Consider the following 17,826-nt stretch of genomic DNA (forward strand, 5'->3'; position numbering starts at 1 on the left):
AGTCGGCTTGGCAAATTCAGACTGGCGAGGTGCCGGTTCAGATATCCTTCAGGGTGCCTTTAGGCAGAGCGGCAGCAACGGCCACTTTCTGGACCTTGATCTCAACGTTGTCGGCCACTTCAACCACGATAAAGTCATCAGTCACCTTGGTGATACGACCCGCAACACCGCCGGAAGTGACCACTTCGTCGCCTTTGTTCAGGCCACCCATCAGCGCCTTGTGCTCTTTGGCGCGCTTGGACTGCGGACGCCAGATCAGGAAGTAGAAAATCAGGATAAAGCCCGCAAAGAAGATCACCTGCCCCATGACACCCATGCCCTGGGCGGCCGGATCCTGGGCCAGTGCCAGTGACGGCAGGAACGCAATAAGGGCAGCAACAAGCAGCTTGATCGATTTCATTCAAAGTCTCCGTTAAGTGAGATAACTGTTTCAGTCGTTAGTGAGTCATTTCAGCCTGCCGAGGCAGGTTTGTCAGTCCGCCAACGGCGGCACTGTCTCCCCTCGACGGGCGTAGAAGTCGCTAATAAAGTCCGACAATGTACCTGCTTCAATAGCGCCACGCAATCCGGCCATCAGGTTCTGGTAGTACCTCAGGTTATGGATGGTGTTGAGCTGGGACCCCAGCATTTCTCCACACTTATCGAGATGATGCAGATAACTTCTCGAAAAATTCTGACAGGTGTAACAGTCGCAGGTGGCATCCAGGGGACCGGTGTCGTGACGATTCTTCGCATTGCGGATCTTGACGATACCGGTGGACGTGAACAGATAGCCATTGCGGGCATTACGGGTTGGCATCACGCAGTCAAACATGTCCACTCCACGGCGCACGGCCTCGACCAGATCTTCCGGGCGGCCAACCCCCATCAGGTAACGGGGCTTGTCTTCCGGCATGCGGGTCGGAAGATGATCCAGAATGCGGAGCATATCCTCTTTCGGTTCGCCCACCGAAAGCCCCCCAATGGCATAGCCGTCAAAGCCGATGTCCGTGAGTCCTTCAAGGGACTGGTCCCGCAATGCTTCGTACATGCCACCCTGAACAATACCGAACAACGCCGCCGGGTTGCCGGCATGCGCCTGTTTGCTTCGTTTCGCCCAGCGCAGTGACAGCTCCATGGACTCTTTCGCCTGCTTCTCCGTTGCCGGGTACGGGGTGCATTCGTCGAAAATCATGACAATGTCAGAACCCAGATCCCGCTGAACCTGCATGGCAATTTCCGGGTTGAGCTTCACCGGCGAGCCGTCCACTGGCGAGCGGAAGGTGACACCTTCTTCGGTGATCTTGCGCATTTCGCCAAGGCTGAACACCTGAAAACCACCGGAATCCGTCAGGATCGGCCCCTGCCATTGGGTGAAATCGTGCAGGTCACCATGAGCCTTGACCACTTCGGTGCCCGGGCGCAGCATCAGGTGAAAGGTATTGCCGAGAATGATTTCGGCACCGATCTCTTTGATATCCCGCGGCAGCATGCCCTTGACCGTGCCGTACGTACCCACCGGCATGAACGCGGGGGTTTCCACGGTTCCCCGGGGGAACGTCAGGCGGCCGCGCCGCGCTCGCCCGTCTTCCCCGAGCTTCTCAAACGACATAAAGCAGGATTCACTCACGATGTCACTCCGCTGTCTTGCCCGGCATCCCCGTTATGGGCGATCAGGGTGCCGAGGCTGGGGTCCTGGCCGGTAATAAACATGGCGTCGCCATAACTGAAGAAACGGTATTGCTCCCGCACCGCTTCGGCGTATGCCGCCATGACATTGTTGTAGCCTGCGAATGCGCTGACCAGCATGATCAGGGTCGATTCAGGCAGGTGGAAATTGGTGACCATGGCGTCTACCGTCTGGAAACGGTAGCCGGGATGGATAAAGATATCGGTCTCGCCCCGGAAGGCTCTCAATACCCCGCCACGACTCGCGGATTCCAGAGAGCGTACCGACGTGGTTCCCACGGCGATGACACGTCCACCCCGGGCGCGGGCGCGATTCACCGCGTCAACCGTCGCATCCGGCACGTGGGCCACCTCACTGTGCATGACGTGGTCTTCAATTCGATCAACCCGCACCGGCTGAAAGGTGCCGGCGCCCACGTGCAGGGTCACCCAGGCCACCTCAACACCGCTGGCCTGTATTTTTTCGAGAAGTGCCTCGTCAAAATGCAGTCCGGCCGTGGGCGCAGCAACGGCACCTGCCTCACGGGCATAGACGGTCTGATAGCGCTCGCGGTCGGAGTCTTCGTCCGGGCGGTCCACATAGGGTGGCAGCGGCATGTGGCCAACACGTTCCAGCAGATCGAGCACCGCCTCACCGCTATCGCACACCAGATGGAACAGCGCATCCTCGCGGCCGGTCATGCGCAGGGCGGTGCCGTCTTCGAGAATAACTTTCTGATCCGACTTGAGCGCCTTGGACGCGCGCACATGAGCAACCAGCTCACGCTCACCCAGAACCCGCTCCACCAGTATTTCCACCTGCCCACCGGATTCCTTGCGCCCGAACAGGCGCGCCGGAATCACCCGGGTGTCATTGAACACCAGCAGGTCGCCGGGTTGAAGCAGGTCGGGTAAGTCAGTAAACCGCAGGTGATTGGTCTCCCCGGACAGGCCGTTAAGACTCAATAAACGGGACGCACTGCGCTCTTTGAGAGGATACCGGGCGATGAGTTCATCCGGCAGATCAAAGTGGAAATCGGAGACATTCATTGAATGGACTGTTCACGACACCGCGTATTGCGGCTTGTAAGTGGTAGCGGCGGGCGGACTCGAACCGCCACGGGTTTTACCCCAACGGATTTTGAATCCGTCGTGTCTACCAATTTCACCACGCCGCCATCGGAGAGTGGTGGGGATTATACTGAGCCTGAATGTGAAAGCAATAACAAGCGCCGGACTTCCTTGTTCCGGCAGTCATTTTCTTACAGGCGGTCGAACAATGACAACTGTGAAACCTGGGCAAAGGACTGCTGAGCGGCCTGCAGAACGAAGCTCTGGAAGCTCAGTGTGCTGATGGCCTCGGCATAATCCACATCCTGCAGCTGGGACCGGATTTCGTTACTGTACACCGACGAATCCTCGAGGAATGACTGAGTGGATTCCACCGCATTCATCCGTCCCCCAAGCTCGGTCTGTTTGAGCACAATGCTTTCCTGCCCGTTATCGAGATTAGTCAGGGAACTGGCGATCAGATCGTCATAGGCGCCCTGCCCTCCCGGAGCCGTCTTGTCGATGTTCTCAAGCCCGTAGATGAGCTTTTCGATGGAGGTGAACACCGATTGTTTCTGGGCTGTTTTAAGGGTGAATTCGTCACCCTCGACCGCGCCGAACACCTCGACCTGAGCACCTGCCACCTCAAAGCTGCCGCCACCGGTGTAGGCTGCCGGCACGACCGGCAACGGATCGTTGGTGCGGCGGTTGAAGGCCTGCACCTCCAGCCCCCCTGCGCCGTCATCCACCACAGACACAGCGATGTCGTCCGGGTACACCAGATCAAACGCATCCCGATCCGCCACCATACCGGAACTGATCTGCGCGCCCGAGGTATTCGACTTCGCGGCCTCAGCAAAGAACGTGGGTTCAGCTGCAACCACGTCCACGAATATGCCCTTGCCGTGATCGCTGATCGGCACCGTCACACCGTCGTCGATCTCCAGCACCCGCTGGCCCTCGTCGCCCTGGTACACCCAGTCGCCGGAGACATTCTGGGTAAAGGCCTGCTGGTTACCCTGGAAGCCGCTGAAGATGAACTCGCCAGAGGCGTCTTTGGTGTTGGCGATATTAGCCAGTTGCCCCAGGCGCTCTTTCATTTCCGAGGCCAGAGACTGGCGGTCATTGGGCGACAACGCTCCGTTACCGGCCTGAACCGTCAGCTCCCGGATCCGCTGGATCACGTCAACAGCGCTCGCCAACGTGCTTTCTTCCTGTTTCAGGCGGTTATCCGCCAGCTGCGCATTGCGCTGGTAGGTTTCCACCCGGCCCAGCTCCTGATCCAGCTTGAGAATCCGCGCCGCGGCGACCGGGTCATCCGACGGCCGGTTGACCCGCTTGCCGGTGGACACCTGCTCCGAAGTCTTGTTCAGGCTGGTGTTGAGATCCTGAATCCGGTTGATACCACCGGAGAACACTTGTTGTGAGGATATTCTGATCATGTCACATCACCTCTCCCTGTTACCGGAAACTCTGCAACAGAGTGTTGAACAAATCCTGCGCCACGCTCATCACCTGGGCGGATGCGTTATAGGCGGCCTGGTACTGAATCAGCTTGCCGGCTTCCTCATCGAGATTCACTCCGGAGACCGATTCCCGCTGGTTGGTTGATTGCTCCAGCAGGGTGGCTCCGGCGTCGCTGTCGAGCTGGCTCTGGCGGGTTTTCACGCCCACGGCTTCCACCAGCCCGGCGTAGCCCTCGGTAAAATTCTGGGTACCACCGTTCATGGTGTTGGCGGTCCCCAGGGCCGCCAGGAACTCGGCGTTGCGGTTATCAGAGACACCGTTTTCATTGAAGTCGATGGAGAAAACGTCGCCTACCGCCGGATTGCCGGAGATCTCGAACTGGAAGCCCTGATACTCGGCGCCATCGCCGGGGTTCTCGCTGAACAACTTGTTGGAGATACCGGCCTGATAGGGCTTTTCGTCAATGATTGCGTCGCCGTTGTTATCAAACACGCTGAACACCAGGTTGCCCGCACCGTCGTCGGCGAAGCGGACTTCCAGCGGGCCGTTGGTCAGCTCGCCTTCCGAACGGAACGACGGCAGCAGCGAATTGGTGAGCGGGTTGCGAACGTCCAGCATCTTGCCCTGATTGATCTTGCCGGTGCCGCTGTTACCCAGATCAGATTCCGCCCGTACCGGGCTGGCAAACGCCAGATCCTCTTCCCGCTCCACTTCCATATTGATATTGGCCGCCGCATTGCGGGTCGGCTGAATCAGATATTTGTCACCGGCATTGAACGTGCCACCCTCGATACGGATATTGAATCCCGGCATCGAGATCTCTGAATCCACCGGGTCCGGCAGGCGGCCCTGATTGGCAATCTCACCGGTGGCGTTATCGACCAGTTCATAGCTGCGCCCGTCGCCGCTGAATTGCAGGGTCCAGTTACCGGCTTCCAGCACGCCACTGTCGGTGATTTCAACCGCCAGCTGACCGTTCTGGGGCACCTGGTTGTTGGCATTGGCAATCACCCGCCCCTGCTGAGCGGCAGCGTTGTTGATGTCGGTGAAGAACCGCCCGCCAAGCTCGCCCTCCAGATCCAGACCAATCTCATGCTGGTGGTTCAGGGCATCCGACAGCGCAATGGCAACCCGTCCCAGTTCCTCAAACGCCGGCCGCAGCGCTTCCGACTCGAAGCGGCGCAAACCGCCGAGCTTGCCACCGTTGATCTGGTTGTCCACCACCAGGGTGCGACCACCGTTTCGCAGGGTAAACTCCAGAGACGTCGGGTCCTGAGCGCTCTCACGGGTGCCAAATTCCGCCGCGTTACTGCCAACCACCAGCGACAAACCGTTATTCAGGGACACATTCACCTGGCTGCCTTCGGTCGGCGTCACTTTGATGCCCACCAGTTCAGACAGTTCGCGTAGCGCCTCGTCCCGTTTGTCGAGCAACTCGTTGGGCATCTTGCCCTCTGCGAGCCCGGGCGATTCTGAGATCGCCAGGTTAAGCTCGGCGATGCTCTGCAGCAGCGTGTTGGCGTCTTTCACGCCCTGCTGCATCTGGGTTTTGACGGACTCGCGCTGCTGGATGAATTCCTGATTCAGCGCCTGGAAACGATTGACCACCTGCTGACCTTCACTCAACACCAGCTGGCGCTGCGGCAATGAGGCGGGATCTTCAGCGGCGTTTTGCAGGCTGGCAAAGAAGTTGTTCAGGGCGTCACTCAGCCCGGTGGTTTCGCTGCCCAGCAGGTTGTCCAGACGGCTGAGCTCGGATCGCAGGGTGTCCTGCTCACCGTACAGGGTGGTGTCTTCCCGCAGCTGTTGGGAGAGAAATTCGTTGGCCAGCCGGCGAATATTGGTAATGCTCACACCACTGCCAACGCTACCCGCGCCGGTACGCTGACCCGACTGAGTGTCGAACTGCACCTCCTGGCGACTATAACCGGGGGTGTTGGCGTTGGTGATGTTATTACCGGTCGTGTTCAATGCTGTCTGGTGGCTAAGGACGCCCGTCAGACCAATGTTAATCAGCCCTGCCATAATCGCTTACTCCTCAGCCTCTGATTCGCCCAGTGACAGGGTCATCAGAGAATCGCCATTCATGATGCGTCGGATCTTGGCACCGTATTCCGGATCGGTGGCATAGCCGGCATCCTGCAATTTCTGGGCAAACAGCTCGGGCCGGTCGGCACTAGCTAATACATCTCGGTAACGCGGGTTGGATTCCAGGAACGCCACGTAGTCGCGGAAGCTCGACTCGTAATCCGGGTACGCCCGGAATGCCGCCCGCTCACTCATGGGCACGCCCTCACGGAACTCGGTGGTGGTAATGTCCACGGCCTCGCCCTGCCAGCGGTGGTCCGCCTTGATGCCGAACAGGTTATGGCTCGGCTCGCCACTGCCACCTTCAATCATGTATTTGCCCCACCCGGTCTCGAGCGCGGCCTGCGCAACCATCAGGCGAGGGCTGATGCCGCTGTCACGGGCAACACGCTGCGCCATCGGCAACAGTGTCTGTACGAATTCTTCCGGGCTGCTGAAACGCTTGGGTGGTGGCGCGGCGCTATCTGCCACCGGTATGGCCTCGGCAACATCTGCCGCCTTACCCGGGGGCGCCACGCGATTCACTTCCTGCACCCGTTCCGGTAACCGCTCCGACAGGACCGGCACCGCGCGGTCGTAATCCGCCAGCGTGGCCTTATGCCCGGAGAGCTTGTCGCCCTCCTCATTCATGCCGGGAATCTGGCGGCTCAGCTGGCGCACCAGTGCTTCCGCCAGGCCCGTGCCTTGCTTCTGCGACAGACTCAGGCTGAGCTGGTTGTCGAACATGTCACGGTAATGCTCGGATTCGTTGCTGTTCAGGTAATTGCCCTCGGCGAACACATCGCCCGCCTTACGCATAGACTTCAGCATCTCGCCGAGAAACAGACTCTCAAACTGACGGGCCACTTCCTGCAAAGCGGCTTTCTTGTCCGTTCTGGCCTGGTTCTTGAGCTCGTTGAGGCCACTGAAATCGGTGTAGATACGGGCCTGTTGAACGCTGGAATCCTGCATCACGTCACCTAGATCACGATCAGCTCGGCGCGCAGTGCGCCGGCCTGTTTGAGCGCTTCCAGCACCGCCATCACATCACCCGGCGCGGCGCCTACCTGGTTTACCGCCTGAACGATCTCGTTCAGGGTGACCGCCGGTCCGAACTTGAACATACGGGCGGGATCCTCGGTAATCGCAATCTGGGTATCAGGCTCGATGACGGTCTCACCACCCGCGAACGGGTTCGGCTGCTCGACCTCCGGGTTTTCCTGAATGGTCACGGTGAGGTTGCCATGGGTCACCGCCGCCGGGCTGACCTTAACGTTCTGCCCCACCACGATGGTGCCGGTGCGGCTGTTAATCACTACCTTGGCGGCATCTTCCGCCGGGCTCACTTCGATGTTCTCCAGGATGGACAGAAAACTGACCCGCTGATTCACATCACGCGGCGCCTTGACGGACACCGAGGTGGCATCGTGGGCATAAGCCATGTCCGGACCGAGGATATCGTTGATCGCTTCAACCACCCGTCGCGCCGTTGTGAAATCAGCCCGCAGCAGGTTGAAAGTAATGGTATCGCCCTTGCTGAACGGTGAGATCACTTCCTGTTCGATGGTGGCACCATTGGGAATGCGACCAACGGACGGCACATTCACGGTAATACGGGAACCGTCCTGACCCTGGGCACCGAAACCGCCGACCACCAGGCTACCCTGGCCGATGGCGTACACCTGGCCGTCGGCGCCCTTCAGCGGGGTCATCAATAAGGTACCACCGCGCAGGCTGTCAGCGTTGCCGATGGAGGACACGGTAATGTCCATTTCCTGACCCGGCTTGGCAAAGGGCGGCAAAGTGGCACTGACGGTCACCGCGGCGACATTTTTCAGATTCGGGTTGACCCCCTCCGGGAGGGTGACGCCAAACTGGTTCATCATGTTGCGGAACGTCTGATTGGTAAACGGCGCCTTGTCACCGGTGCCATCAAGACCCACCACCAGGCCGTAGCCCACCAGCTGGTTATTGCGAACACCCTTGATGCGCGCCAGATCCTTGAGGCGATCCGCCAGCACTGGCGACGCCACGACGGCCATAGCAAGAACAACAACCCAGAACCGGATCATCCTCATAACGGCCACCACTCACTGTTGAAGAAGCGGGCCAGCCAGCCCATCTGGTTAGCCTGATCAAAGTCACCGGTGCCGCCGTAGGCAAAGCGCGCATCCGCAATGCGATTGGATGCCACGGTGTTGTCCGGGGCGATGTCCTGGGGGCGAACCAGACCGCTGAGACGGATGTACTCATCGCCATTGGTTAGCGAAAGCCACTTCTCGCCGCGAATGTGAAGCACTCCGTTGGGCAGCACCTCGGTAACCGTCACGGTGATGCTGCCGGCGAGGCTATTGCTCTGGTCGGCTTCGGCCGAGCCTTCGAAATCCCGCTCCTGCTGCAGATCGGTGTTCACGCCCAACCCCGCGTTACCCAGCAATTCCGCCGCCAGTAACGAGATGTCCTGATCCTTGGTAATGCTGGTTTCCGCGTTCTTGCTGGCCCGCGTTGACTCCTCGAGGGTCACGGTCAACACATCGCCGACATTCAGCGCGACGGTGTCACCGTAGAGGTTATAGTTGCGGGAGGTTTGATAGATGGCCCCGGAATGGGGGTCGCGCTGCATCATGGCTTCAGCGCGCACTGGCGAATACGCCGGGTCGTCCGGCATGGCCCGCGGCCGGCTCATGGCCGTGCATCCCTGCAGCACGATCAGAACCCCTACCAGCGCCAAAACGCTGAGTGGAGTTCCTGGTTTGGTTATCGCGATGCGTTTCATGTCTTATCCCCTCACCGAGCCGTCAAGCGGTTAACCGATGTTGTTCGTAATAAACTGCAGCATCTGGTCGGTGGCCGACACCACCTTGGAGTTCATCTCGTAGGCGCGCTGGGTGGTGATCATGCTGACCAACTCCTCAACCACCTCAACGTTGGAAGACTCCACCATGCCCTGTTCAAGGCTGCCCAGGCCGCCAATACCCGGCTCGCCCTCAGCGGGATCACCACTGGCGTTGGTGGCTTTGTAAAGGTTGTTACCGATGGCCTGAAGCCCTTGCGGATTGATAAAATCCACCAGAGTAATCTCGCCCAGGTTCACCGGTGCCGCCTGATCATCCACTACCGCGGACACTGTGCCATCCTTACCGATGGTGATGTTGGTGGCGCCTTCCGGCACGTTGATGTTGGGCTCCAGCGTGTAACCGTCCGGGTTGACGATGTCGCCATCGGCATTGAGTTGGAACTGGCCATCACGGGTATAGGCAATCTGTCCATCCGGCAGCAGTATCTGCATGAAGCCCCGGCCATTGACGGCCAGATCCAGAGGTTGCTCGGTCACTTCCAGGTTGCCCTGTGAAAACTGCTTTGTGGTGCCCACCACTCGCACACCGGTACCCAGTTGCAGGCCGGAGGGCAGCTCGGAGTTTTCCGTGCTCATACCACCCGGTTGGCGGTTGACCTGATAAAGCAGATCCTGAAACACCGCCCGATCCCGTTTGAAGCCCGTGGTATTCACGTTGGCCAGATTATTGGAGATGGTGGTCATCTTGGTATCTTGTGCGCTCAACCCGGTCTTGCTGACCCAAAGTGCTGGATGCATGGTTTTACTCCTTGCCCTGGGGTGAAATCAGGCGGCCATTGTTTGCCGCTTTTTCACCCGTCCGGCGAATGATGCTGTGGTTTATCAAAGGTTCTGCAACAGCCGTGCCGAAGCCTCGGAATTCTCTTTGGCGGTGGTCATTACTTTCACCTGCATCTCGTACTGTCGCGACAGCTGCAGGTTGGCAATCATTTCCTCAACGGCGTTGACGTTGGAGCTTTCAAGGAAGCCAGATGCCACCCGCAACGCGGCATCCGGTGGCTCCGGGCCATCCAGAGCCTGATCCGCTTTACGACGGATGTAGCCGTCTTCACCTTTTTCCAGTGCTGCGGGGGGCGGATTCACCAGTTTCAGCCGATCAATCTCCACCAGCTGATCGGGAGGACCGCCCACCGGAATGATGGAAATGGTACCGTCGGAGCCGACTTGAAGGTTATCGAAAGGAGGCAGCGCGACGGGCCCGCCGTTGCCCATGACCATGTCACCGTTGGCATTTCGCAGCAGGCCGTTCACGTCGACCTGCAGGCTGCCGGAGCGGGTGAAGACTTCCTGGCCCAGCTGGTTCTGCACCGCCAGCCAGCCATCGCCTTCCACGGCAACGTCCAGCTTGCGGCCGGTTTCCATCAGGGCGCCGGCGGAGAGATCCGTACCCGGGCGCTCGGTCATGGCATAGGCACGGGTAGGATGATGTTCGCCAAACACCGGCATGCTGCGGGCCTGGGCAAAATCTTTCTTGAACCCTGTGGTGCTAACGTTAGCCAGGTTGTTGGCGTGTGCGCGCTGGGCCAGCATGTTCTGCTTGGCGCCAGACATTCCAATATAAAGGGCTTTATCCATGGGAAAACTCCTGCCGGAATTTTGACTGTTTCCAGTCATCCTGCAGGAGTTGTGCCAGATTTATAGTTCAGGGATTAACGCAGGTTGATGATGGTCTGGGTGACCGCATCGGAGGTTTCGATGGTCTTGGCATTGGCCTGATAGTTCCGCTGGGCAATGATCAGATTCACCAGCTCCGCAGACAGATCCACGTTGGAATCCTCCAGCGAGCTCGCCTTGATGGAACCCAGGGTGCCAGTGTCCGGCGCGCCAATGATCGGCTGACCGGACTCGAAGGTTTCCACCCAGGTAGTGTCGCCCACCGGTGTCAGGCCATCGGTATTATTGAAGGCTGCCAGCGCCACCTGCCCCAACTCTTTGGACTGCCCGTTGGTGTAACGGGCAAACAGAATGCCCTGATCAGACACGTCCAGACCGGACAAACGGCCGGTTGTGAAGCCGTTCTGGTTCTGGTCATTCACCCCGAAGGCACTGCCATATTGGGTGGTATTACCCAGATCCACGACGAAGGCAGACGTGGTCGGAGGCTCAGGAATCGGGGTCACCACCTCTTCCCCGGCCGCGGGCGGGCCGTCACTGCCGTTGGGCAGCCCGTTGACGTCTTTCGGGATCCAGTCGGTCACCACAATCTCGCCGTTGGGATCACCGTTAATCGATTGAAGCGCGCCGTCCTGATTGAAACGGGCGGTGTAGGGCGCTTCATCCGTGCCGGCAACCATCTCGCCGTCGATCTGCAAGTAAACAGACCACTCACTCTGGCCAACACCGTTACCCGGTGCCGGTTCTTTTACGAAGAACTGGGTAAGCTCGTGGGAGTTGCCCAGGCTGTCGTAAATCGTGGTGGACGTGGCGTGATTGTAGGTACGCTGGTCCAGCGGATTGAATTCATTGGTGATTCGCGTCTCGCCGCTGTCGTACGCGGTGGCGAAAGCGTCGGTTCCGCCGGCAGCGGTGGCAATGCCGCTGACATCACGCTCGGTGGTCACAAACAGGTTGCCGCGCTGCGGGTCAACGAAGTCCTGAGCCCCGGCAGCACCGGTGGTGTACCCCATATCCACGGTAAACCCGCGGCTGTCGGTAATTTCGATGTCGTCACCGGTATCGCTTACCCGCGCGCGCAGTGTGTTCAATTCCGAATTGTTGATGGCCGCAGCCAACGTGTTCAGATCGGTAATGCCGTCGCTGCCGCGGAAAGTCACGTTATCACTCCCGTTCAGAGAGATCGTGAGCTCGAAATCCGGGTCTGCCAGATCCGTCTGCAACTGGGTAATGTCAAACTGACCGGACAGATCGAATTGGGTCCGCGCCGAAGCATTTACCCCGCTCTGCGATCCCAGGAGTTCGGCCACTTCGTTGGCCGGCTCACCGGTCCCTATGGTGATCGGCTGCGACGTCGTGCCATCCGAGTACTGAATCTGGAACACGTCGCCATCCAGGTCTGCCACATTGAGCGTCTCACCCAGATCGCGAATACGGTTCTCCAGCACACTCTGCCTGGAGTCCAGGTTGAGGTCTGATCGCAGATTGGTGGTTCGCCGCGGCGCCAGGTTGTCGGTTTCCACCTGCAGGTCGCCGCGCACCCCGGACAGGTTGCCGTCAGCGTCGGCGGTGAAGCCCTGGACCCGCATGTTCTGGTTGTTGGTGATAAAACCGTCTTTGTCGATGCCGAACTGACCGGCACGGGAGTAACGGATTTCACCGCCGTTGTTCAGAACAAAGAAGCCGTCACCATTGATGGCCATGTCCAGGCCGTTGTCGGTAAAGCTGATGTTGCCCTGACCGAAAGACTGTTTGACGTCCTGCACCCGCACGCCGTCGCCGATCGGATTGGTGCCCGAGCTCAGAAAACCGCTGGCGTACAGATCGCCGAACTGCGCCTTGCTGCCTTTAAAGCCGACCGTACTGGCGTTGGCAATGTTGTTACCGGTGACGTCCAGATCAACCGACGCCGCCCTCAAACCGCTAAGCCCTGTGTTAAAAGCCATAATTCACCTCGTGGTTCCGTACCGGTATCAGTTGATTTGTTCGACGTCCGACAGGGCAATGGAGCCCATACCCGCCAGATTCAGTGTTACCTTGCCACCCTGCCCCAGAGACACGCTGTCCACGTTGGCGCTGATACGGGTAGCCAGTTGTTCGGTGCCGCTCGGGTAAGAACCCTCCGCCACGATGCGATAGGGCCCGGGCGGCAAGGCGTTGCCGTTGCCGTCTTTGCCATCCCACTGGAAGGACGCAATACCGGCCTGACTGGCGCCGAGGTCAATCTGACGTATCCGCTCGCCATTCTGGCTTTCGATGGACACGCGCAGCCCCCCGGTCGATGCAGGCACTTCCACCGTTCCGGTGATCTCGCCCTCGGCACCCAGAATGCCGATTTCAGATGGTGCCAGCACGGCACGGCCCACCATGGCGGAGGCCTGCAACGCCTGAGTCGAGCGGAACTGGCTGGCCACGTCGTCTACGCTCTTCGACAGCCCCTGCATTTCCTCGAGCGAGCTGAATTGCGCCAGCTGGGAGATGAATGCGCCGTTATCCTGGGGCTCAAGCGGATTCTGATTCTTGAGCTGGGCAATCATCAGCTCCATGAACTCATTCTTGCCCAGTTCGTTGCCGCCGGCCGCCGCGGAATCCTGCTGCACCCGGAACTTGCCCAGTACATCGGCAGCGTCTGTTGCGTTAATTGCGCTCATCGGTCAGTCCTCGCCCGTTTACTGCTGCCCAAGTGTGAGAATGCGTTGCATCATCGACTTCGCGGTATTCATGATGTCGACGTTCATCTGGAAACTGCGGGATGACGACATCATGTCGGCCATTTCCTCAACCACGTTGACGTTCGGATAGAACACGTAGCCATCTTCATTGGCCGCCGGATGGTTCGGTTCATAACGCATCTGCAGCTCCGCATCGCTTTCCACGATGCCGTCAACCCGCACGCCCGCACCCTCACCGGAACCGCCGTTGAAACCCATGCCTTGCATGCCCTGAGAGTCCGGGTTGATCATGGACTGCTGGATGGCCGCGAACACCGGTTTGCGAGCACGGTAGGTGCCCTCGGTGCTTGAACTGGCCGTTTCCGCGTTAGCGATGTTGGACGCAGTGGTATTTAACCGCAGTGACTGTGCGGTCATGCCGGAACCGGCGATATCAAAAATGTTACCCAGGGACATAATGCTGCTCCTCTGCTCTCAGGCTGCGTCCGGTTTACTGACCGGTCAGGGCTTTTTTAAGGCCCGAAAATTTGCTGTTCAGGAACTGAAAACTGGCCTGGTAGTCCATCGCGTTTCTCATGAACCGGCTCTGTTCCTGCTGGGCATCCACGGTATTGCCATCGACCGACGGCTGATGTGGCGTGCGGTACAGCAGCTCGGCGTCGGCGCCCATGCCACCCATGGAGGTGTCCATGTGACCCTCGTGGGTGCGTGCCATACCAAAGCCGCTGGCTTCCTGCTGGGCTTTTTCCATCATGGCGCGGAAATCCACATCCCGGGCCTTGAAGCCCGGCGTATCGGCGTTGGCCAGATTGTTGGCCAGCACTTCGCCACGCTTCTCCCGGGCCATCAGAGCCTGCGGGTGAACACCCAGTGCGCTATCAAAAGAAATTGCCATACTGCCTCCCGAACCTTGTGACCGGACCTGCATCGGTTTGCCGGTTCACCTCTTTGAGATAGACAAAGCAACCTCAATGCCAGTTTTAGAGAATGGCCGAGTGGCGGGGCGTGACGGGGGATATCGGAGTGAAACAAGGCGTTCCACGGCAAAAACGGCAGAGGAAGCGGCAAACGCTTTCCTCTGCCCCTGAGGGATTATTCAGTGATCTGGCCAGCGACTTACAAAATCGGAGACCGCCGGGCGTGGCACCGACGGTTTTTCACCTGCCACGGTGCCTGTGTAAAGAAAGCCGATGATGTGCTCGTTTTCATCAAGCCCAAGCCCGGCCATCACTTCTTTCCGATACGCAATATTGCCGGTGCGCCACATAACACCGTAACCGGCCGCCTGCAACGCCAGCGACAAATGCCCCATTCCCACCGCGGCAGACAGCGACTGCTCGCTCTCGGGCACTTTCGGGTGAGGCTTGTGGGTGGCAATGCCAACGATCACCATCGGCGCCCGCAGCGGTGCCGCCCTCAGCTTCTCGCGCTCCTTTTCCGTGGCATTGTTTTCACAAACCGATTCGAACAGCTCACCCAGCGCAACCAGCCCCTCGTCTTCTATGACCAGATAACGCCAGGGCCTCAGCAGCGCGTGGTCTGGTGTGTTGGCGGCGCACCGGAAAGCCGTTTCCAGCGCGACGGCGTCCGGCGCCGGAGCCTGCAGGCGCGGCTCGGATTTTCTCTGGAGCAGGAAATCGATTGCTGCCGTCATAAATTATCGCGATCCTGTATCAGCTGATGTGAATTTGCGGGTATAAAGGCGATGTCAAGCAGAAAAGCCCCGTCGGAATTGTGGCCTTTCTGTAATACTGTTAACCTTTGGTCGTAGTTCGACCACGAACATCGTTTATATTGAGCCGGTAAGCCGAACCATGAGTGAACAGAGCGCCTTTCGCAACTTTTCAGAATTCTATCCTTACTATCTGAAAGAACACAGCGATGTGACCTGCCGCAGACTTCATTTTGTCGGCAGCTTGCTGGTGATCGCCGTAGCACTTTACGCACTGACCAGCGGCAAGCTGGCCTGGCTGCTACTGCTCCCCTTAATCGGTTACGGTTTTGCCTGGGTCGGTCACTATGTCTTCGAGAAAAACCGCCCGGCAACATTCAAACACCCAGTGTACAGCCTGATGGGTGACTGGGTGATGTTTCGTGACATCCTCATCGGCCGGATCCGTTTCTGACATGATGAGTGCTCCGGTGGACCTGCGCAATGCCAGCGCCAACGCTGGCAAGGCAACTCTTGTTGACGCGCCGAACAATCCCATCGCCATTCCGCCCATGCCGGACTACAACGGTCGCATCCTGGCGTACACCGTGACGGCAATGATCATTGCCGCCGGGGTTATTCAGGGCGCGTTCCCGGACTGGTTGATCTACGCCATCGCCGGAGCCCTGAGCTGGCCCCACGTCGCTCACGCGCTTACCCGGCGCACCTTTCTGAAAAATTCTTCCCGCATCCGCCAGAAAATGCTGATTGTCGATTGCCTGATCGGCGGTGCTTTGGTCGGCGCCATCGGACTGGTTGCCATTCCGTCGGTATCGGTGATGCTGATGCTGATGTTCAGCTGCCTGATCATCGGCGGTTTGCGGCAATGGCTGTTCGGCACTGTTTTCATGTTCACGACACTGTCCATCGGGCTGGCGGTCTGTGGTCCGGCCGAGAGCTTCCAGGCACCCCTGCTCACCGGCATCGTCTCGATACTCGCCACCGGGCTTTACATCTGTGTCACCGCCTTCTATTCGCACCAGCAGGCCCGTGCGCTGATGATGGCGAAAACCCAGATCCAGAACCAACGGGAACAGTCGATCGCACTGTCCCACAAACTGTCAAAATACCTCTCGCCCCAGGTCTGGCAGTCCATCTTTACCGGCGAGCGGGACGTGCGCCTGGAAACTCAGCGCAAGAAACTGGCGGTGTTCTTCTCCGACATCAAGGGTTTTACCGAACTGTCGGAAGAGATGGAGCCGGAAGCCCTGACCGAATTGCTGAACCACTACTTTAACGGCATGTCGGAAGTGGCGCTCAAATACGGCGGCACCATCGACAAGTTCGTGGGTGATTCCATCATGGTGTTTTTCGGTGACCCCACCAGCCGTGGCCAGCGTGAAGATGCCTTTGCCTGTGTGTCCATGGCCATCGACATGCGCAAACACATGAAGATCATGCGTCAGAAGTGGCGCAGCCAGGGCATCAAGACCCCGCTGGAAATCCGCATGGGTATCAGCACCGGTTACACCACCGTAGGCAACTTCGGCGCTGAGAACCGGATGGATTACACCATCATCGGCAAGGAAGTGAACCTGGCCAGCCGGCTGGAGTCCCTGGCCGAGCCCGGTGAAATTCTGGTGTCCTATGAGACCTTCTCGCTGATCAAGGACCGCATCATGTGCCGGGACAAGGGTGAGATCACCGTGAAGGGCTTTGGTAAGCCAGTACCCATTTACGAAGTGGTGGATTTCCGCCGCGACATGGGCCCCAACCGCAGTTTCCTGGAGCACGAGCACAGCGGTTTCGCCATGTACCTGGACTCAGACAAGATCACCGAGCGCGAGCGGCAGTCGATCCTGACGGCGCTGGAAGACGCCGCCGACCGCCTGCGCCAGGAAGAAGAAATCCGCTAACCTCTCACCCTGCTCAATCCCTGTGTTGGCATCCGCCCGTCATTACTGGCGGATCAGTCGCGCACCGGCGTCGCCTTCCGGCTCGGTACTCCGCCACGGATTGATATCCAGCCCCCCCCTCCGGGTGTATCGGGCACACACCATCAACTGTTTCGGCGCGCAACGGGCCAGGATGTCGGTGAATACCGTTTCCACACAGTGCTCGTGAAAATCCTGCTTCTGGCGGAAACTGACCACGTACCTCAGTAATCCCTTGCGGTCGATTCTCGGCCCGGTGTAACGGATCATCACCGTGGCCCAGTCCGGCTGCCCGGTCACCGGGCAATTGCTCTTGAGCAGGTGTGAGCACAGGCTCTCAGTGACCTCTCCGGCATCGGCCACGAGGGACTCCGGCGCATACTGATAGGTCACATCCTCCAGGATTTCGCTGTCGATCAGTTCGTAACCCTGCGGCCGACCCTCCGCGATGCCGCCCTCATCCACGCTTAACATGGAAACCTGAACAGCCGATCCGCTGGCACTGGAGAGATCCCGGGTGATGACCTCAGCCACTTGCTCCGGCGCGGTAAACACCGCCTGGTTCAGTGAATTCAGGTACAGCTTCAGGGATTTGGATTCGATGATGCAGGGGGATGCCGCCGGGAAACGGATTTCCGCCCAGGCCACCTCGGGCACCCCATCCGCCCGCAGCCAGGAGATTTCCCAGGCTTGCCAGAGATCCTCGCCGAACCAGGGCCAGCGACCATCATCAAGACCGATGCGCCGGCGGTTTTCCTCCCGCGGGACCGGAAACAGCAGCGCCGGATCATAGCGATCCGGGTATTCACTGGATTTGCCCAGAGGGGCATCGTTAAGTGCCATGGTGTGTCCTGCTCAAAGGGGTCT

18 protein-coding genes and 1 tRNA gene are annotated in these 17,826 nt (G+C 59.0%); 2 read left to right on the plus strand and 17 right to left on the minus strand.

Annotation, left to right across the window (positions count from 1 at the left end; translation table 11 throughout):
• Positions 1 to 37 precede the first annotated feature (37 nt).
• From yajC to R0125_RS08455, 16 genes are all read right to left on the minus strand, one after another.
• Positions 38 to 400, minus strand: coding sequence for a preprotein translocase subunit YajC (gene yajC, locus R0125_RS08380; protein ID WP_248183531.1), 363 nt, complete (start codon positions 398 to 400; stop codon positions 38 to 40).
• A gap of 72 nt (positions 401 to 472) precedes the next feature.
• The gene (tgt, locus tag R0125_RS08385) at positions 473 to 1,591 is read right to left on the minus strand and encodes a tRNA guanosine(34) transglycosylase Tgt (protein WP_248183627.1); all 1,119 of its coding nucleotides are present in this window, start codon (positions 1,589 to 1,591) and stop codon (positions 473 to 475) included.
• Positions 1,592 to 1,605: 14 nt separating this feature from the next.
• Positions 1,606 to 2,697 carry a tRNA preQ1(34) S-adenosylmethionine ribosyltransferase-isomerase QueA gene (gene queA, locus R0125_RS08390; protein ID WP_317237821.1) on the minus strand — a complete coding sequence of 364 codons (1,092 nt, stop codon included), beginning with the start codon at positions 2,695 to 2,697 and terminating at the stop codon, positions 1,606 to 1,608.
• 41 nt (positions 2,698 to 2,738) lie between these two features.
• A tRNA-Leu gene (locus tag R0125_RS08395) sits at positions 2,739 to 2,825 on the minus strand.
• Between the two features lie 84 nt (positions 2,826 to 2,909).
• Entirely contained in the window at positions 2,910 to 4,139 is a 1,230-nt protein-coding gene (flgL, locus tag R0125_RS08400; RefSeq protein WP_248183533.1) for a flagellar hook-associated protein FlgL, read from the minus strand.
• A 19-nt stretch (positions 4,140 to 4,158) separates the two neighbouring features.
• On the minus strand, positions 4,159 to 6,189 hold the full coding sequence (gene flgK / locus R0125_RS08405) for a flagellar hook-associated protein FlgK (RefSeq protein WP_317237822.1): 2,031 nt from the start codon (positions 6,187 to 6,189) through the stop codon (positions 4,159 to 4,161).
• A gap of 6 nt (positions 6,190 to 6,195) precedes the next feature.
• Complete coding sequence (flgJ, locus tag R0125_RS08410) at positions 6,196 to 7,203, minus strand: flagellar assembly peptidoglycan hydrolase FlgJ (RefSeq protein ID WP_317237823.1); 1,008 nt, start codon at positions 7,201 to 7,203, stop codon at positions 6,196 to 6,198.
• Positions 7,204 to 7,211: 8 nt separating this feature from the next.
• The gene (locus R0125_RS08415) at positions 7,212 to 8,309 is read right to left on the minus strand and encodes a flagellar basal body P-ring protein FlgI (protein ID WP_317237824.1); all 1,098 of its coding nucleotides are present in this window, start codon (positions 8,307 to 8,309) and stop codon (positions 7,212 to 7,214) included.
• Entirely contained in the window at positions 8,306 to 9,007 is a 702-nt protein-coding gene (flgH, locus tag R0125_RS08420; protein WP_317237825.1) for a flagellar basal body L-ring protein FlgH, read from the minus strand. Before flgH ends, R0125_RS08415 begins: the two co-directional genes overlap by 4 nt.
• A gap of 30 nt (positions 9,008 to 9,037) precedes the next feature.
• Positions 9,038 to 9,826: a flagellar basal-body rod protein FlgG gene (gene flgG / locus R0125_RS08425; RefSeq protein ID WP_248183540.1), complete on the minus strand. Its 789-nt coding sequence runs from the start codon at positions 9,824 to 9,826 to the stop codon at positions 9,038 to 9,040.
• Between the two features lie 84 nt (positions 9,827 to 9,910).
• Positions 9,911 to 10,663, minus strand: coding sequence for a flagellar basal body rod protein FlgF (locus tag R0125_RS08430; protein ID WP_248183541.1), 753 nt, complete (start codon positions 10,661 to 10,663; stop codon positions 9,911 to 9,913).
• A 74-nt stretch (positions 10,664 to 10,737) separates the two neighbouring features.
• Complete coding sequence (locus R0125_RS08435; RefSeq protein WP_248183542.1) at positions 10,738 to 12,648, minus strand: flagellar hook protein FlgE; 1,911 nt, start codon at positions 12,646 to 12,648, stop codon at positions 10,738 to 10,740.
• Positions 12,649 to 12,675: 27 nt separating this feature from the next.
• Entirely contained in the window at positions 12,676 to 13,353 is a 678-nt protein-coding gene (locus tag R0125_RS08440) for a flagellar hook assembly protein FlgD (protein WP_317237826.1), read from the minus strand.
• 18 nt (positions 13,354 to 13,371) lie between these two features.
• Positions 13,372 to 13,830, minus strand: coding sequence for a flagellar basal body rod protein FlgC (gene flgC, locus R0125_RS08445; protein ID WP_248183545.1), 459 nt, complete (start codon positions 13,828 to 13,830; stop codon positions 13,372 to 13,374).
• 34 nt (positions 13,831 to 13,864) lie between these two features.
• A complete protein-coding gene (gene flgB, locus R0125_RS08450) occupies positions 13,865 to 14,269 on the minus strand; it encodes a flagellar basal body rod protein FlgB (RefSeq protein WP_248183547.1) in 405 nt (134 codons plus the stop codon).
• Between the two features lie 201 nt (positions 14,270 to 14,470).
• Positions 14,471 to 15,028, minus strand: a complete 558-nt coding sequence (locus tag R0125_RS08455; protein ID WP_248183549.1) for a nitroreductase family protein — start codon at positions 15,026 to 15,028, stop codon at positions 14,471 to 14,473.
• Positions 15,029 to 15,188: 160 nt separating this feature from the next.
• Here R0125_RS08455 and R0125_RS08460 point away from each other — a divergent pair, with 160 nt between their 5' ends.
• Both R0125_RS08460 and R0125_RS08465 read left to right on the plus strand, forming a co-directional pair.
• Complete coding sequence (locus tag R0125_RS08460; RefSeq protein ID WP_317237827.1) at positions 15,189 to 15,500, plus strand: Mpo1-like protein; 312 nt, start codon at positions 15,189 to 15,191, stop codon at positions 15,498 to 15,500.
• A gap of 1 nt (position 15,501) precedes the next feature.
• A complete protein-coding gene (locus R0125_RS08465) occupies positions 15,502 to 16,941 on the plus strand; it encodes an adenylate/guanylate cyclase domain-containing protein (protein WP_248183552.1) in 1,440 nt (479 codons plus the stop codon).
• A gap of 42 nt (positions 16,942 to 16,983) precedes the next feature.
• Here the strand turns inward: R0125_RS08465 and queF are convergent, their stop codons facing one another.
• A complete protein-coding gene (queF, locus tag R0125_RS08470; protein ID WP_317237828.1) occupies positions 16,984 to 17,802 on the minus strand; it encodes an NADPH-dependent 7-cyano-7-deazaguanine reductase QueF in 819 nt (272 codons plus the stop codon).
• Positions 17,803 to 17,826: the final 24 nt, after the last annotated feature.

The organism is Marinobacter sp. M-5, from assembly GCF_032911545.1.
GTDB classification, from domain to species: domain Bacteria; phylum Pseudomonadota; class Gammaproteobacteria; order Pseudomonadales; family Oleiphilaceae; genus Marinobacter; species Marinobacter goseongensis.

What these genes read in the sequence shown, in the direction of transcription:
- R0125_RS08460 (WP_317237827.1), top strand. Translation starts at nt 15,189, where the DNA reads ATGAGTGAACAGAGCGCCTTTCGCAACTTTTCAGAATTCTATCCTTAC.
- R0125_RS08455 (WP_248183549.1), bottom strand. Translation starts at nt 15,028, where the DNA reads ATGACGGCAGCAATCGATTTCCTGCTCCAGAGAAAATCCGAGCCGCGC.
- flgC (WP_248183545.1), bottom strand. Translation starts at nt 13,830, where the DNA reads ATGTCCCTGGGTAACATTTTTGATATCGCCGGTTCCGGCATGACCGCA.
- R0125_RS08465 (WP_248183552.1), top strand. Translation starts at nt 15,502, where the DNA reads ATGATGAGTGCTCCGGTGGACCTGCGCAATGCCAGCGCCAACGCTGGC.
- flgL (WP_248183533.1), bottom strand. Translation starts at nt 4,139, where the DNA reads ATGATCAGAATATCCTCACAACAAGTGTTCTCCGGTGGTATCAACCGG.
- flgG (WP_248183540.1), bottom strand. Translation starts at nt 9,826, where the DNA reads ATGCATCCAGCACTTTGGGTCAGCAAGACCGGGTTGAGCGCACAAGAT.
- R0125_RS08430 (WP_248183541.1), bottom strand. Translation starts at nt 10,663, where the DNA reads ATGGATAAAGCCCTTTATATTGGAATGTCTGGCGCCAAGCAGAACATG.
- yajC (WP_248183531.1), bottom strand. Translation starts at nt 400, where the DNA reads ATGAAATCGATCAAGCTGCTTGTTGCTGCCCTTATTGCGTTCCTGCCG.
- flgB (WP_248183547.1), bottom strand. Translation starts at nt 14,269, where the DNA reads ATGGCAATTTCTTTTGATAGCGCACTGGGTGTTCACCCGCAGGCTCTG.
- flgJ (WP_317237823.1), bottom strand. Translation starts at nt 7,203, where the DNA reads ATGCAGGATTCCAGCGTTCAACAGGCCCGTATCTACACCGATTTCAGT.
- R0125_RS08435 (WP_248183542.1), bottom strand. Translation starts at nt 12,648, where the DNA reads ATGGCTTTTAACACAGGGCTTAGCGGTTTGAGGGCGGCGTCGGTTGAT.
- tgt (WP_248183627.1), bottom strand. Translation starts at nt 1,591, where the DNA reads ATGTCGTTTGAGAAGCTCGGGGAAGACGGGCGAGCGCGGCGCGGCCGC.
- flgH (WP_317237825.1), bottom strand. Translation starts at nt 9,007, where the DNA reads ATGAAACGCATCGCGATAACCAAACCAGGAACTCCACTCAGCGTTTTG.
- R0125_RS08440 (WP_317237826.1), bottom strand. Translation starts at nt 13,353, where the DNA reads ATGAGCGCAATTAACGCAACAGACGCTGCCGATGTACTGGGCAAGTTC.
- R0125_RS08415 (WP_317237824.1), bottom strand. Translation starts at nt 8,309, where the DNA reads ATGAGGATGATCCGGTTCTGGGTTGTTGTTCTTGCTATGGCCGTCGTG.
- queA (WP_317237821.1), bottom strand. Translation starts at nt 2,697, where the DNA reads ATGAATGTCTCCGATTTCCACTTTGATCTGCCGGATGAACTCATCGCC.
- flgK (WP_317237822.1), bottom strand. Translation starts at nt 6,189, where the DNA reads ATGGCAGGGCTGATTAACATTGGTCTGACGGGCGTCCTTAGCCACCAG.
- queF (WP_317237828.1), bottom strand. Translation starts at nt 17,802, where the DNA reads ATGGCACTTAACGATGCCCCTCTGGGCAAATCCAGTGAATACCCGGAT.